Below are 14,938 nucleotides of genomic sequence, written 5' to 3' on the forward strand. Positions count from 1 at the left end.
GTCCTACGCTCCCCGACCCATGCGCGGGTCAATCCACAGATAAAGAAGATCCACGAACAGATTTACCAATACGTACGCAAAGGAAACCACGATGGCAAAGCCCATCACCGCCGGGAAATCGAGCGCCTGAATAGAGGACACCACATAAGCGCCCATGCCAGGCCAGGCAAACACGGTTTCGGTTAATACCGCGCCATACAGCAGGTCGCCTAATGCCAGCCCCAGGACCGTCACGGAGGGAATCAGGGCATTGGGCAGGGCATAACGCACGACGATCGTCCATTTCGGCAGGCCGCTGGCCAGCGCGGTGCGAATATAGTCTTCGCTCAGTTGTTCCAGCATGGCCGAGCGAATCTGGCGCGCCACGATGCCCAGATGAACAAAGGCCAGGGTGGTGGCAGGCAGAATCAGATGCTGAAGCGCATTAAAAAAGACCTCGATGTTGCCTTCCAGCAGGGCATCAACCAAATAGAAACCGGTGATGCGCGTGGGGGGATCGAGCCAGTCATCCAGTCGTCCGCCACCGGGCAGCAGGTTTAACTTGCCATAAAACAGCACAATCGCGCCCAGGCCCAGCCAGAACGCCGGGGTTGAAATCCCGGTCAGCGCCAGCAGGCGCACCAGATGATCGAGCCAGCGGTTACGATACACCGCAGAGAGCACGCCCAACGGCACGCCAACGAGCAGGGCGATCAACAGGGCGCAACTGGCCAGCTCCAGCGTTGCGGGAAAAAACGCCCGTAAATCCTCTAACACAGGGCGGCCTGTCCGGATAGAGGTTCCCAGATCGCCATGTAACAGCTGTTCCACATAACGAATAAATTGTTGCCATAACGGTAAATCCAGCCCCAACTGCTGACGGATATGCTGGACGATTTCATCACTGGCGCGGTCACCTGCCAGAAGCCTGGCTGGGTCCCCGGGAATAAGATGCGAAATAATAAACGTAATGACGCAGACGCCGGCGACCACCAACAGCAGTCCCCAGCTACGCTGTCTTACTAAACTCCAGTAACTCATCATGTCTTCCTCAGCAGGGCCGGGCAGGCCCTGCATGAACGGGCGTGAGGGGTGTTATTCTTTGTGCATGGTGGCGATATTAAAAATTTGCTCCAGCATCGGGTTAAACACGTAGCCTTTAACCGATTTATTCATCGCCACCTGATAATTCTTCTGGAATAAATAAACGTAAGCCGCATCCTTAATCACGATATTTTGCGCTTGCTGGTAGTCGGTCGTCCGTTCAGCCTGATTCGGGGTCGATACCGCTTTTTTCAGCAGCGCATCCACGTCCGGGTTGGAATAAAACGAGCGGTTACCTGGCAGCCCTTTTTTGTCAGATTCAAACCAGTAATTCATAAACATATAGGGGTCGGCGAAGTCTGGGCTCCAGTTACCAATCGCAATGTCATAGTCCGCCTTGCCGATGCGCTCGCGCATGGTGGCGTTAGCCAGTTTTTCCAGCTTTACCTTGATCCCAATAGCCTGCAGGTTGGCCTGCATTGACAGGGCAATCGGCTCCCAGTTTGGGTCGCTGTCAGAATAGAGAAACGACAGCGACTGTGGCTTACTGGCAACCTTGTCCAGTTCAGCTTTGGCTTTTGCGATATTGAAGCTGTACTGCATGGCCTTCGCGTCGTAACCCCACATGCCTTCCGGGATCGGTCCACGCATCTGTTTTCCGTTGCCACCCAGAATGCCTTGCACCATCCCCTGATAATCGGTGGCCCAGGATATCGCCCGGCGCAAATCTGGCTGATTGAGCGGCGCTTTGCTGTTGTTCAGGTAGAGATAGGTGACCCGCAGGGCGGGATAATCCATCACGGCCACATCATTTTGCTTTTTCAGCGCGGCAAACTGGTCCACCGGCAAGGCATCAGCAATATCCACATCCCCTTTGGCCAACTGCAGGCGTCGGGCTGAGCTTTCACTGATGATCTTCACCGACACCCGTTTAAACGCCGGTTTTGGCCCGGCAAAGTGTGGGTTAGGCACCAGCACAAGTTGCTGACCTTTCTGCCAGCGCTGCAACATATAAGCGCCCGAGCCTGCAGTATGTTCCGCCAGGTAACTGCGCGCGTCGTCAGTCGCGTTAGCCTTGAGCACGGCCGGGTTAATGATGGAGGCACCGTCGTTAGCGAGGGTGTACAGGAAAGGCGCAAAAGGCGTACTCAGGGTGAAGCGCACGGTTAGCGGATCTACCACTTCGACTTTAAGATCGGCCGGGAAGGCTTCGGAAGGGCCCTGTTTGATACGCAGCAGGCGCTCAAACGACAGCTTAACGGCCTCAGCATTCACGGCTGAACCGTCCGCAAACGCAGCGCCTGGGCGTAATTTAAACGTCCATACCTTACCCTCCTCGCTGCTCTGCCAGCTTTCCGCCAGATCGCCTTCAACGTCTGTAGAACCCTTACCGCCTTCGGTTTTGTATTTGATCAATCGCTGATAGGCAGGGTAGGTAATGGTCCAGTCGTTATTATCGATGGTGACGGCAGGATCAAGCGTCTGAGGATCGGCAGCTTTACCAATCACTAACATATCTTTGGGTACCGCCGCCAAAACGGACGTCGTTGTGGCGGCCAGGGTGATGGCGAGTAACAAAGGGCGAAAATAGCCGGGGGCTGTGTGCGTCATTTTCATGGTAATACTCCGTCAGTCTGGGCTGGGGATATGCAGGTGAAAACATCGTTGAGAAGCGGGTAACGGGCCGCTTCCGGTAATTCGAAATGCCACCATTCCGTGGCAATGCCAGTAAAGCCGCCGCCAAACATCACGGCATTAAGCAGCAGTCTGTTGCGTTGGGCAGCAAGCGGTACGTCGGGATGATAAGGATGGGATAGCGCCTGCATGTCATCGAACCCGGTGCCCATATCCAGCGTCTGTCCTGTCGCATCGACCAGCGTGACGTCAATGGCGGTGCCACGGCTGTGGTTGGAGCCTTGCGATAACGGCACGACATAATTCTGGTCAGGGCAGGCGTGCCACAGCAGCTCCTGCGCTTTTTGCGGGCGATAGGCATCCAGCACCAGCAGGGTGAATCCGGCCACTTTTGCAATCGCCATGCTTTTCTCCAGCGCTTTCACGGCATCAGGGTGCAGCAGGCAGCGGGCGACGCTGTAGATAGGCTGGCCCGTGATGTTGTCGGCGGTGGCATATTTGAGGTCGATACTGAGCTCAGGAAAGGCTGCTGCAATATCGACCAACTCTGTTTCCTGCATCATGCGGTGATCCCTGTTTTATTAATGTTCAAATTGACCAAATTCCTGCTGTAACAGTCGGTTTTGTGCCAGTCGCTGAGAAAGCGCGGGGCCAAGGCGTTCAACAACGGCGGAAAGCAGCAGGTTAAACAGGCAACTCAGGGGCGCGAGTGAGTCCCAAAAATTGGCGGTGTCCGTTTTGACCTGAAGCAAATCCACCGGGTAATCACGTGCCCAGGGACACCAGATATCGGTGACGAGTGCCGTTGCAACCTTGCGCTCGGTGGCAACCCGGCAAAACTGTCTTGCCACGGTGGAATAGGCGCGCGTATCCGTCAGAATCACATAAGGTTTGGCAGACTCAGAATTCAGCGACTCCAGCCAGCTGCCTGAGCTGCCATCGGCGTAGGTCACGCGCGGGCGTAAATATTCCAGATGACTGAAAAAGGTGTTAGCGATACCGCGGGTAGACTGAATACCCAGCACGATGACCGTTTCGGCATCCGCGATTTGCTGGCTGATATGGCGAAACGTATCTGTCTGAGCCAGTTGATAGACATAGCGGATAGCATCTAACTCCATTTGTAGCGACTGACTGGAGGGATCGGGCAGCGTGCGTTGCTGTTCCCATGAGTCAAGACGATCAATAACGCCCCATTGCTTGTAAGGCGTGTTAGGCACATCGCGCAGCAGGTTTTTCACATCATCAAGATTTTTAAAACCCAGCTTGCGCAGGTAACGCCCTACGGTAATACCGCTGGTCCCGGTTGACTGGGCAATGCTGTCGGCCGTTTCAAACGGTATTTGCTCGGGATGACTTAACAGCCACGAACTAATCCGCTTTTCGCTTGGCGTTTGCAGGCTAAAAGCGGCCTCAATCTTTTTGAACAGGTCTGCGTTAGCGCTCATCTCGTCCTCAATGTTACCTGGCTGTCATTGATCGCCATGTTGTTAGTTAAGTAACAAGCACAATGCATGCCATCTTTCTGAGGTGCATAAAAACAGGCCGCACGTCAGATGATTCAGTAAAGGGGTTTGCGAGAAGTTGATATCCCGTTCATCAGGTAAGCGCAATTGGGGTGCAACATAATTAAAACCTGCATCACACTAGTGCAACAATATCGCCAGGATATGTGATGCAGGTGGATAAACCGACGCGCCTTTCCACCGTAACGCAGAGCCGGTGAGGTTGAGGTCGCACGGGGCGGTAACCGCTGACTGACCGTAGGGAAGGCAAGTCGGCAGGGCACTACGCTGAAACCGCGAGGATTCTCATGAATATGCAGAGATGCGCACGCCTCGGTGTTAACAGAAACGGGCCTGCCACAATTATCGAAACAAGAATGAAATATTGAGTTTCTCAGCAGGATTTTATCAATGTGGCACAAATGACTGGCCGCAATAATTATGCTTTTTTACCGCTTCGTTAATCATCTTTTAGGAATGTTTACCGACTATAAAATGGCAGTAAACACGATTCGGTCACATACTTGTTCTTTTAACTCGTTAAGTGACACACCATGATTAGCTTTGTTCGTTCTTTGTTCGCCAGCCCGGATAAATTCCTCCAGATAATGAGCCGCCAGGACATAAACGACTCCATTGCGGATGGTGAACGCATAATTATCGATGAAAACGGCAATGCTGCCGTCAATATTCTCAGTGATGAAGTGAAAGACGATTTCAATCGACACGTCAATACCTTAAAAGGAGTCTGAGGTGGGAACCGCAATTTTTATGGTATTGATGGTGAGTGGTTACTGGTATACCAGCCGGGATCTGTCCAGCCGTTTTAAAATGCGCCGTTCTTCAGGCTGGGATGTCTATTTTCTGGTCGCACTTTACGGTTGTATTTTTGTGCTTCAGGGCGTTTTCGTCACCGCCTTTATCTGGTTTATCTTGTTTATTATTTCAACCGTTTCTAATTTCCTGTATGTGTTTCCCGGCGATCATCTGCAGCTGCAAATGAAGTTTATGAACTGGAGTTTTCTGGGTATCCAGGCACCTGTGGTGATTATGCTGGCCTTTGCCATCCTGTTTTGCCTTTATCGATCAAACTGGGCGGGCAGTGCGCAACTGAACGTTTCAGGCCGAAAAGATCTCTATCAAAAACTCTCTCGATCTAATGGTGTCGAACAGATGCTGTTTCAGTGTATGGAAGAGGGGGAGCTGGCGTGGATCACCTTAAAATCCCGACGGATTTATATCGGTATGGTGCATGCCGCCACCTTTGAATACGAAAGCACAGCCAATATCGTGCTTATTCCGATGCTGAGTGGCTACCGCGACAGCCATACGCTGAAGCTGTCGGTGGAACACAATTACAGCAGCTGGTACGCCGAGCACGGCATTACGCTGGATTCTGAGCCGAAGAATGCGATGGCATTCCGCAAAGTCATTATGGTGGACCAGATTGAAAGCTTCTCGCTATTCGATCCCGCCAGCGCTACCGCCCTCACAATGGGGGAAGACCATCCGCAGAGCGTCGAGAAGAGTCGTGAAGGTGACAAGTCATCACCGCCAGATCAGCAAATCGAATAACCCAGGGAGAATGCAGCTGGGCGTTAACGCGGCGCCAGTGTTGCTGTGTTAATCCAAAAAGCATTCAGGATGCAGTGTGTTCGTCGATCAACATCTACTCTGATTACTGACTTCATCAACGAGGAAACCGTATGGCTTATCAAGGGAAAATCTTAGTGATTGGCGCATCACGTGGCATAGGACTGGCCGTCGTAAAGGCGTTTGCCGCCCATGACTGGCAGGTGACGGCGACCCATCGCGGGGATCATCCACCGCAAGGTGATATCCCTCAGGTTGACTGGCACCGGCTTGATATGACGCAGACCGAGGCGGTTAAGCATTTTGCTGTTGGACTGAGCGGACAGCCTTTTGACGCCATTCTGATTAATGCCGGTATTTATGGCCCGTCCCATCAAAAGCTGTCGGAAAGCGACGACGCTGAACTGGCCCAGCTGTTTATGACCAATGCCGTGGCACCGATTCGGAGTGCGGAAATTCTGCTGCCGTTACTGAACCAACAAAACGGCGTACTCGCACTCACCTCCTCTCAACTTGCCAGCCTGAATGAGAATCGCAGCGCAGACGCGCCGCTTTATTCTGCCAGTAAAGCGGCCCTGAATATGCTCACTCGCTCGCTGGTCAGAACGGTGGATGCCCAGAACGGGACGTTAATCACCTTGCATCCCGGCTGGGTCAAAACAGATATGGGCGGCGATGCAGCGCCACTGACGCCTGAAGAGAGTGCCAACGGCATCTTTACCCAGCTGACCACCCACCGTGGACATGGCGGCCACCACTATCTTGACTATGCAGGTAAAACGCTGCAGTGGTGATAGCACATCGCTCAGGCGTGACCGGCGGGCTGGCGCATGTCAGCCCGTTGTTATGCGAAATTTTGCAACATTTACGTCCCGGCATTACACTGCCTCTTTGATTCCATTGATTGAAGGTGCTTATGTCTCAGCCCTACCAGCGTGAACCGCTACCGCTGCCCGGCGGTCACAAGAAAGTTCTGTTGCACTCCTGCTGCGCGCCCTGTTCGGGAGAAGTTATGGAGGCCATGCTGGCATCCGGCATTGAGTACACCATTTATTTTTACAATCCGAATATTCATCCGCTCAAAGAGTACGAGCTGCGCAAAGAAGAAAACATTCGCTTTGCCGAAAAGTTTGGTGTGCCCTTTGTGGATGCGGACTACGATCGTGACGACTGGTTTAAACGCGCCAAAGGCATGGAGTGGGAACCCGAGCGAGGCGAGCGCTGTACCATGTGCTTCGATATGCGTTTTGAGCGCACGGCGCTGTACGCCTACGAAAATGGCTTCCCGGTGATAACCAGTTCCCTGGGGATTTCCCGCTGGAAGAACATGCAGCAAATTAATGACTGTGGCGTACGCGCTGCCGCCCACTATCCCGATCTGACCTACTGGGAATTTAACTGGCGTAAAGGCGGGGGATCGGCGCGCATGATTGAAATCAGTAAGCGTGAGAGTTTTTATCAGCAAGAATATTGCGGATGTGTTTACTCCTTGCGTGATACAAATCGTCATCGTGTCGCCAGTGGCCGCGAGCGGATTCAGATTGGCGTACAGTACTATCAACCTGACGATAACGCGCGTTAACGGTTTTTGTTAAAGCAGGCGGGCTATATTGTCGAAACCGCGGGTTTCCTTTATTCCGCCAGATCCTTTCTTTTTTGCGCTGTTTTCCCCCCGACTACATAAGCTGCAAGGATGCGTATTCGCATCCTGATTGCTGTCGTCCAATAGCTGTCTTTTACGACATACGCTCGGCGTACAGCCCATCATCTGCTTAAATGAACGTGTAAATGACTGCTGGCTTTCGAAATGGTATTTCACCGCCAGACTGATGATGGGCGCGCGGCTGTATTTTAAATCATTAATACAGGCAATTAATTTCTTTCTGCGAATATAACGCGCCAGAGTTTCATTGTTGTAACGGGAAAATAATTTTTGCAGATACCATTTTGAATAACCGGCTTTTTCGGCAATATCATCGATGCTTAAACGCTGATCCAAATTTTTATTAATCCATTCGGTAACAGAAATAATCACGCTCTCATTGTATTTATTCTCATTCATAACACCCCCTTAAATTTTGAAGGCGATTGTAAATTATCCTATGTTTCTCAAAACATTACGAACGTAAAGATTCTTAAGGAAGTGAATGGTTATTTCCTGCCATGTGGAACTATAGGTCGAATAATTATATTAGGTAGCCGCATGTGTGCTTTTTGTTTCTGAGATGAGGAAGGGCGAGGCGTAATGTTATTGTATTATGAGCGTTGTGAGGGTGGTTAATTTATTGCCTTGCAGGACGGGAAGAACACCTTCTGCGCTGGCGCAAGCACCGCCGCAGAAGGCCCGTCATTTAGCCTCTAGAGCAGCTTGTTTTCAGCCAGCTCAAGCGCAAAATAGCTGAAAATCAGATCTGCGCCAGCACGCTTAATCGCCCCCAGACTTTCCAGCACGACGTTGCGTTCATCAATGGCACCCGCCTGAGCGGCGAATTTGATCATCGCGTACTCACCGCTGACCTGATAGGCCGCCAGCGGCAGTTCGCTGCGATCACGAATATCGCGCAGAATATCCAGATAGGCACCCGCCGGTTTAACCATCAGCGAATCAGCACCTTCCGCGGCGTCAATCAGTGACTCGCGAATGGCCTCACGACGGTTCATCGGGTTCATCTGATAGGTTTTACGATCGCCTTTCAGCGCCGTGCCGGCTGCTTCGCGGAAGGGGCCATAGAAAGATGACGCAAACTTGGTGGAATAGGACATGATTGCCGTTTGGGTAAAGCCTGCGGCATCCAGCGCCTGACGAATCGCTTTTACCTGACCATCCATTGCGGCAGAGGGCGCGATAAAATCTGCCCCCGCTGCGGCCGCGACAACGGCCTGTTTGCCCAGGTTGATCAGGGTGGCATCGTTATCGACGCCGTGATCACAGAGCACGCCACAGTGACCATGGCTGGTGTACTCACAAAAGCAGGTATCCGACATCACGATCATTTCAGGCACGGTGTCTTTGCAAATTTTCGACATGCGCGCCACCAGACCGTTTTCATTCCACGCATCGCTGCCGGTCGCATCGGTATGATGGGAAATCCCGAAGGTCATCACCGAGCGGATACCCGCCTTAGCAATACGTTCAATTTCATAGGCCAGACGTTTTTCCGGAATACGTCTTACGCCAGGCATCGCCTGAATGTCTTTATAGTCATCAATACCTTCCTCAACAAAAATGGGCAGCGCCAAATCGTTCAGGCTAAGGCTGGACTCCTGGAACATTGCTCGCAGTGACGCGCTGGCGCGCAATCTTCTGGGACGTTGGGTAAGGGAAAAATCAGACATTGTTACTCACCTGGCCAAATTAAATAAGACGGCTAGTCTACTCCGATTAGGCGCAGGCGATGAAGGTTTGTGTGCGGTGTGCCGAGACAGTAAATGTGTCTCCCGCCACAGGGGCGGGAGACGAGGAGGTTACTCGTTGATATCCGGGTGCTGCTGCACCAGGTTTTTACGCTTCGCTTCCAGTCGGGCGATTTCTTCGTCGATATCTTCGATTTTCTGCTCGATGTTATCGTGATGCTCCTGAAGAATTTCGCGCGCTTCTTCCATGTCAGAGGCGGCAGGTGTGGCACCTTTCAGGGGCTTGTTCGCCGTTTCTTTCATATAAAGACCAGTAATCAGGCCAATCACCGCGACCACCATCAGATAGTAGGCCGGCATGTAGAGGTTATTGGTGGTCTCAACCAGCCAGGCTACCGCGGTTGGTGTCAGACCGGCAACCAGTACTGAAATATTAAAGGCGCTGGCCAGTGCACTGTAGCGGATATGGGTGGGGAACATGGCAGGCAGTGATGAGGCCATCACGCCGGTAAAGGCGTTAAGGATAACGGCCAGCAACAGCAGTCCGGCGAAAATCAATCCCAGCACGCCACTGTTGATCATCATGAACGCGGGAATAGCGAAGATCATCAGGGCGATGCTGCCGATAATCACAAACGGACGGCGGCCAAAGCGGTCACTCAGCAGCCCCATGACCGGCTGGACAAACAGCATTCCTATCATGATGGCGATGATAATCAGAACGCCGTGATCTTCGGAGTAATGCAGGTTGTGCGACAGGTAGCTAGGCATGTAGGTCAGCAGCATGTAATAGGTCACGTTGGTTGCAATAACCAGACCGATACAGGCTAACAGGCTACGCCAGTGTTTGGTGGCGATCTCTTTGAAAGAGACTTTCGGGCCGTCACGCAGACCTTCGCGGTCGCCTTGCTCCAGTTTATCCACATGCTGCTGGAACGTGGGAGTTTCTTCCAGCGCATGGCGCAAATACAGGCCAATAATCCCTAGCGGCAGCGCCAGGAAGAACGGAAGACGCCATCCCCATTCAAGGAAGTTTTGTTCACCGATAATGGTCGAGATCAACACGACAACGCCGGCACCCAGCACGAAACCGGCGATCGAACCGAAGTCCAGCCAGCTTCCCATAAAGCCGCGCTTGCGGTCAGGCGAATACTCGGCGACGAAGATAGACGCGCCGGTGTATTCCCCGCCGACCGAGAAGCCCTGGGCCATTTTAGCCAGCAGCAGCAGAATCGGTGCCCAGATGCCAATGGAGGCATAGGAGGGAATCAGGCCGATACAGAAGGTACTGATCGCCATAATGACGATGGTAATCGACAGTATTTTCTGACGACCGTACTTGTCACCCAGCATGCCGAAGAACAGGCCGCCTAAAGGACGAATCAGGAATGGAACGGAGAAGGTTGCCAGGGCGGCAATCATTTGAATCCCTGGCGAGACATCCGGGAAAAACACTTTACCCAAGGCATAAGCCACAAAGCCATAAACACCAAAATCGAACCACTCCATGGCGTTACCCAAAGAGGCGGCGGTAATGGCTTTACGTAAACGGGAATCATCAATGATGGTGACATCATCTATCCCAATTGGTTTTACACGCTTCCTACGCAATTTCATAGAATTACCCTGTAATGGAACATGAAAGTCCTCAACGGCGCGAACCGAAAATAGCGTTCAGACCGCTTCGTTGAGGAAATTTAAGCATAGCCGTAAAACAGCATTCTCTGTCGACTCACCAATACAACCAATACTGCCGTCATCTGGTTTATCGGCGGAAGAGTATAACGTTTTTGTGTGATATTTGTCATGTTTGAACTGAAAACGAGCAGTTTCACCTGCGGTTTGTAGCAGGAAACGACGCGAAAAAAAGTCAGGCTTCCCGCGCGTTTGCCTGGTAAATAAGCGCTTCGATGTTGAACGACAGTCACCGCCTGGCTTAAGTTATTAATAAATTTTAAGCATTTTTCGGGATGGGGTTTGAAACTTGCCTAATGGAGCGCCTTCGGCAATACTCTTTCACCTTGATTTGGAGGAAGAATGTCAAGGAAAGCATCCAACACTTGCCAGAGCCCCTGGGTGGCGCAGATCGATAGTGTAGAAAGAAAATTAATGGATTCTTCTGAGGTGGGTCGCGCTCCCCGGCAGACTGACGTCGCCACTCACGCGCCGCTCCATTCAGGATGGCTAAGCTGCCGGGCTAAATACTGGATTGATCGACTGACGCAGTTGAGCGAGACGCTGCAAACGTCGACGGTAACGGGCAAGCAGTGCTCGGACTATGAGGTGTGCCAGCAGCTGTTACAGCAGTCGATGCCGACGCTGCAACGCCTGAATCAGCGTGCCGGGCGTGCGTCTGATGCTGCCTCTTGCGACCAACAGGAAGACGCGGTGGCGGTGGCATTGCGGGCGGCGAGTAAACAACGGGCGTCGCAGCGAAAATAAGCCAGTCAACGCCGTCGCCATCAGGCTGATTCTGCGTGTAGCGCCCGCGGCTCAGGGGTTATCCACCTCAACGGGCAGATGACCATACTGCGCCATCCACGCAATCGTCGCCGTATTATCCATGGGTCGGGCATAAAAATAGCCCTGGACGAAGGTGACGCCATGCTGCTGCAAATAGCGGAACTGCAATGCCGTTTCCACGCCTTCTCCCAGCACCTGCAGCTTCAGTTTATGACTCAGGCTGATAATGGCATCCAGCACCGGCGTTTCCCCCTCCAGCGACTCGATTGCGTTAATAAAACCCTGGTCGATTTTAAGATAGTCCAGCGCAAAGGTTTGCAGGTAACTAAGTGAGCAATGACCTGTGCCAAAGTCATCAATCGCCACTTTCATCCCGGCCTGGCGCAGCTGAGCCAGCTTAGTGGCGACCACGTTCCCTTCTTTAATCAGGCTGCGCTCCGTCAGTTCCAGGGTAATGTTAAACTCCGTTTTCGCCATCCTTTTAGCAAAGTTCAGCATGTCATTGACGAAGTCTGGGTGCTGCAGATGTTCGGCTGCCACATTAATCGCCAGATGAAAGCCTGGATTGGGCTTCCAGTGTTGCGTGTCCTCCACAATCAGATCCATCAGATGGTGCGTCACCGGGATAATCATGCCTTCTGCTTCGGCGGCGGTAATAAATGTGTCAGGGCGCACGCTGTCACCATTGGGGAGCGTCCAGCGCAGCAGTGCCTCTGCACCGGAACAGCGTTGCAATGTGCAGCTGTAGGTTGGTTGGTAATGCACGCTGAATTGCCGGGAGCGGATAGCGCGACGCATTTCATCTCCCCATGAAAAGCGCCTGCGTAACCAGGATGTCGTCAGAATCATAAACAGAACGGAAAAAATCGCCGCCATTGGCATAAACACGAAAAGCAACTGTGCCCACGTCTTGACCCGCTCGGCGCTCGGCGCAATCAGGGTGACACTAATGGGATAACGAGAGGAAGCCGCCTTGTATATCTGTGGTAAAAGCCAGTGGTTGCCTGGCATTTCGCTATTGCCTGACACTATTGGCGCGCCGTTATTAAAACGCATGGTGATTCTGTACTCATGTGTGCTGCCCAGGGCACTCATAAAATCAATCAGGTACTGTCCTTCCACCATCACCCAAAGTGCTTTGTCCGCAGAAATCTGGCGCACGAATATCACCGCAGGCCGATCCGGCACGCTGTAAGAACCGGTGAGGGATAAACTCCACCGGTCTTTGCCCGTCACCGGCGGTGCAGTACCAATCATGGCTTCAAGGGTCGCGGGTTTGTTGCCATAGGCGGAAGAGCAGCTGACCATGTCGCTTTCCAGCCTGCCGATACCGCGAAAATAGGGATGAAGGGTGCCATTGATGCGCAATGTATTCTCGACCTGATCGCATGATTGATCGTCATATTGACGAAGCGAAGCGATCATACTCCAGGCGTTATCGCTGATTTTTTCTGCCTGAGACAGCAAGGTCGCTGCCGTATTCACTTGTTGTTCTTTAACTGTCTTTCTGGCATCGATAGCAGTAAATAGCAAACCCAAAAGCAGGGGCAGAAGCCCTGCAAGGACGATGAGCGATCTGGCGTGATCGCGCTTTCTTTTTATTAGCGGCACCGTAAAAACCTCTGAATCGTTATGATGTTTTGCGAGGTGCTAAGGGTCACTGCAACATAGCACGCCAGTTCACGCCGCGGGTGAACGGTCGGAAATCCCTTATCATCCGATAAGGTCAATTATCGACCTTGTGGGCATTTAATTGACACAAAATTCATACTATTGGTGAAAGTTCAGCGATTAGTTTGATGGCTGCAGCAAAACGGTGATCGCATAAGGCGGAAGAACGGACGGTGACTGACCTGTAAACGGTCGCGGTGGGGCGGCAACACAGAGCGAAACCCAAACCCGGCGGGGTAAAATGCGCACTGTCTTTTTACGGCGGGAGGGCGGTTGCCGTCGGATAATCGGGTAAATAGCGGGCGCGGATAAGGCGATAACCGTGAAATAAAAACGAGGTCAGACGGATGTGTGCCCCGACAGCCTGAACAGCGCGGGGCAACGACCTGTTAATCCTGAAAATAAATCTGCTTCAGTGCCACTTCCACACCGCGCAGCTCTGCCAGCCCTTTAAGCCGCCCAATCGCGGAGTAGCCCGGGTTGGTGCGCTTGTGCAAATCGTCCAGCATCTGATGACCGTGATCGGGACGCATCGGAATGGCACGTTGCTCGCCCGACCGGCGACGACGCTGCTCCTCGGCAAGGATCACCTTGATGACGCCAACCATATCCACATCGCCGGTCAGATGGCCCGCCTCGTGGAAGCTGTTGGGGTTCGCTTCTCGTTTTGTCGCCCGCAGGTGCACAAAGTTAATGCGATCGGCATAGGCTTCTGCCATTGCGACAAGGGCATTATCTTCACGGACGCCGTAGGAACCGGTACAGAAACAGAATCCGTTGTGCAGACTGTCTACCGTTTCTTTCAGCCACTGCATATCTTCTTGGGTAGAGACGATGCGCGGCAGGCCAAGGATTGGACGCGGTGGATCGTCAGGATGGACGGCCAGCTTAATGCCGACCTCTTCCGCTACGGGGACGATGGCCCGCAAAAAGGTGGCCATGTGTTCGCGCAGTTTGGCTTTGTCGATACCGTCATACTGGGCCAACTGAGCCTGAAACTGCTCAAGCGTGTAACCCTCTTCCGCGCCAGGTAAGCCGGCGATGATATTGCGCACCAGCGTGGTTTTTTCTTCTTCGCTCATCGCAGCAAACCGTTCTGCGGCAACTTTTTGCTCGGCGGGGCTGTAATCTTTTTCTGCACCGGGGCGTTGTAGCAAGTGCAGTTCAAAGGCGGCAAACGCATCGGCATCAAAGCGTAACGCTTTCGCACCGTCCGGCAGTGACCAGGCCAGATCGGTACGCGTCCAGTCCAGCACCGGCATAAAGTTGTAGCAGACGGTATCAATCCCGCACGCGGCCAGATTGCGAATCGACTGCTGATAGTTGGCGATATAGTGCTGATAATCGCCGCGTTGCGTCTTAATGGTTTCATGAACGGGAATGCTTTCAACGACAGACCAGGTGAGCCCTTTTTCTGCCAGCAGCGCCTGACGTGCTTTGATTTCGGCGACAGGCCATACTTCGCCGTTCGGGATGTGGTGAAGTGCTGTGACAATCCCGGTTGCACCTGCCTGGCGAGCATCGTCGAGTGACACAGGGTCGTTTGGGCCGTACCAGCGCCATGTATGTTCCATTATTACTCCTTGGTGAACGTGTGGCCCAGTGGTCAGGCCGCTGGACCAAGAGTAAGATAGCGCGTAAATTAAGGCCGTGATCCGGATCGCAGCATAGTAAATACGTATCATCCAAAGCCT

General features: G+C 52.7%; 14 protein-coding genes. 5 read left to right on the top strand and 9 right to left on the bottom strand.

Translation table 11 applies throughout. The features are described from left to right. Positions 1-3 precede the first annotated feature (3 nt). From QNH99_RS01480 to QNH99_RS01495, 4 genes are read right to left on the bottom strand one after another with little or no spacing between them, the layout of a single operon-like run. Positions 4-1,020 carry an ABC transporter permease gene (locus QNH99_RS01480; protein WP_109717878.1) on the bottom strand — a complete coding sequence of 339 codons (1,017 nt, stop codon included), beginning with the start codon at positions 1,018-1,020 and terminating at the stop codon, positions 4-6. A 54-nt stretch (positions 1,021-1,074) separates the two neighbouring features. Continuing rightward, positions 1,075-2,640: an ABC transporter substrate-binding protein gene (locus QNH99_RS01485; RefSeq protein WP_063877588.1), complete on the bottom strand. Its 1,566-nt coding sequence runs from the start codon at positions 2,638-2,640 to the stop codon at positions 1,075-1,077. Beyond that, positions 2,637-3,221, bottom strand: a complete 585-nt coding sequence (ddpX, locus tag QNH99_RS01490) for a D-alanyl-D-alanine dipeptidase (RefSeq protein ID WP_063877587.1) — start codon at positions 3,219-3,221, stop codon at positions 2,637-2,639. Before ddpX ends, QNH99_RS01485 begins: the two co-directional genes overlap by 4 nt. A gap of 18 nt (positions 3,222-3,239) precedes the next feature. Further along, a complete protein-coding gene (locus QNH99_RS01495; protein WP_063877586.1) occupies positions 3,240-4,106 on the bottom strand; it encodes a MurR/RpiR family transcriptional regulator in 867 nt (288 codons plus the stop codon). Positions 4,107-4,717: 611 nt separating this feature from the next. On the opposite strand from QNH99_RS01495, the gene QNH99_RS01500 reads away from it, so the two are divergent. The 4 genes from QNH99_RS01500 (at position 4,718) to QNH99_RS01515 (ending at position 7,338) form a co-directional block, all read left to right on the top strand. Next, positions 4,718-4,915, top strand: coding sequence for a hypothetical protein (locus tag QNH99_RS01500; protein ID WP_074180982.1), 198 nt, complete (start codon positions 4,718-4,720; stop codon positions 4,913-4,915). A 1-nt stretch (position 4,916) separates the two neighbouring features. After that, positions 4,917-5,738 carry a hypothetical protein gene (locus tag QNH99_RS01505; protein ID WP_410517222.1) on the top strand — a complete coding sequence of 274 codons (822 nt, stop codon included), beginning with the start codon at positions 4,917-4,919 and terminating at the stop codon, positions 5,736-5,738. A gap of 131 nt (positions 5,739-5,869) precedes the next feature. Then, positions 5,870-6,550, top strand: a complete 681-nt coding sequence (locus QNH99_RS01510; RefSeq protein WP_283350452.1) for an SDR family oxidoreductase — start codon at positions 5,870-5,872, stop codon at positions 6,548-6,550. Positions 6,551-6,672: 122 nt separating this feature from the next. Beyond that, entirely contained in the window at positions 6,673-7,338 is a 666-nt protein-coding gene (locus tag QNH99_RS01515) for an epoxyqueuosine reductase QueH (protein ID WP_145394646.1), read from the top strand. A 9-nt stretch (positions 7,339-7,347) separates the two neighbouring features. On the opposite strand, the gene QNH99_RS01520 is transcribed toward QNH99_RS01515, so the two are convergent. From QNH99_RS01520 to proP, 3 genes are all read right to left on the bottom strand, one after another. Continuing rightward, entirely contained in the window at positions 7,348-7,818 is a 471-nt protein-coding gene (locus QNH99_RS01520; RefSeq protein WP_256853400.1) for a helix-turn-helix domain-containing protein, read from the bottom strand. A gap of 296 nt (positions 7,819-8,114) precedes the next feature. Further along, the gene (gene hemB / locus QNH99_RS01525; RefSeq protein ID WP_241568191.1) at positions 8,115-9,092 is read right to left on the bottom strand and encodes a porphobilinogen synthase; all 978 of its coding nucleotides are present in this window, start codon (positions 9,090-9,092) and stop codon (positions 8,115-8,117) included. 129 nt (positions 9,093-9,221) lie between these two features. Continuing rightward, positions 9,222-10,727: a glycine betaine/L-proline transporter ProP gene (proP, locus tag QNH99_RS01530; RefSeq protein ID WP_410517223.1), complete on the bottom strand. Its 1,506-nt coding sequence runs from the start codon at positions 10,725-10,727 to the stop codon at positions 9,222-9,224. 492 nt (positions 10,728-11,219) lie between these two features. Between proP and QNH99_RS01535 the strand changes: the two genes are divergently transcribed. Then, complete coding sequence (locus QNH99_RS01535; RefSeq protein WP_410517224.1) at positions 11,220-11,552, top strand: hypothetical protein; 333 nt, start codon at positions 11,220-11,222, stop codon at positions 11,550-11,552. Between the two features lie 51 nt (positions 11,553-11,603). Here QNH99_RS01535 and QNH99_RS01540 read toward each other — a convergent pair whose 3' ends face one another. Together QNH99_RS01540 and uxuA are read right to left on the bottom strand one after the other, a co-directional pair. After that, entirely contained in the window at positions 11,604-13,184 is a 1,581-nt protein-coding gene (locus QNH99_RS01540; protein ID WP_410517225.1) for an EAL domain-containing protein, read from the bottom strand. Positions 13,185-13,633: 449 nt separating this feature from the next. After that, complete coding sequence (gene uxuA, locus QNH99_RS01545; protein WP_410517226.1) at positions 13,634-14,818, bottom strand: mannonate dehydratase; 1,185 nt, start codon at positions 14,816-14,818, stop codon at positions 13,634-13,636. Positions 14,819-14,938 lie beyond the last annotated feature (120 nt).

The organism is Pantoea allii (assembly GCF_046529425.1).
Taxonomy (GTDB): domain Bacteria; phylum Pseudomonadota; class Gammaproteobacteria; order Enterobacterales; family Enterobacteriaceae; genus Pantoea; species Pantoea allii.

Coding starts and splice junctions, on each gene's coding strand:
- QNH99_RS01515 (WP_145394646.1), top strand. CDS start 6,673: ATGTCTCAGCCCTACCAGCGTGAACCGCTACCGCTGCCCGGCGGTCAC.
- QNH99_RS01510 (WP_283350452.1), top strand. CDS start 5,870: ATGGCTTATCAAGGGAAAATCTTAGTGATTGGCGCATCACGTGGCATA.
- QNH99_RS01520 (WP_256853400.1), bottom strand. CDS start 7,818: ATGAATGAGAATAAATACAATGAGAGCGTGATTATTTCTGTTACCGAA.
- QNH99_RS01495 (WP_063877586.1), bottom strand. CDS start 4,106: ATGAGCGCTAACGCAGACCTGTTCAAAAAGATTGAGGCCGCTTTTAGC.
- uxuA (WP_410517226.1), bottom strand. CDS start 14,818: ATGGAACATACATGGCGCTGGTACGGCCCAAACGACCCTGTGTCACTC.
- QNH99_RS01485 (WP_063877588.1), bottom strand. CDS start 2,640: ATGAAAATGACGCACACAGCCCCCGGCTATTTTCGCCCTTTGTTACTC.
- hemB (WP_241568191.1), bottom strand. CDS start 9,092: ATGTCTGATTTTTCCCTTACCCAACGTCCCAGAAGATTGCGCGCCAGC.
- QNH99_RS01500 (WP_074180982.1), top strand. CDS start 4,718: ATGATTAGCTTTGTTCGTTCTTTGTTCGCCAGCCCGGATAAATTCCTC.
- proP (WP_410517223.1), bottom strand. CDS start 10,727: ATGAAATTGCGTAGGAAGCGTGTAAAACCAATTGGGATAGATGATGTC.
- ddpX (WP_063877587.1), bottom strand. CDS start 3,221: ATGATGCAGGAAACAGAGTTGGTCGATATTGCAGCAGCCTTTCCTGAG.
- QNH99_RS01480 (WP_109717878.1), bottom strand. CDS start 1,020: ATGAGTTACTGGAGTTTAGTAAGACAGCGTAGCTGGGGACTGCTGTTG.
- QNH99_RS01535 (WP_410517224.1), top strand. CDS start 11,220: ATGGATTCTTCTGAGGTGGGTCGCGCTCCCCGGCAGACTGACGTCGCC.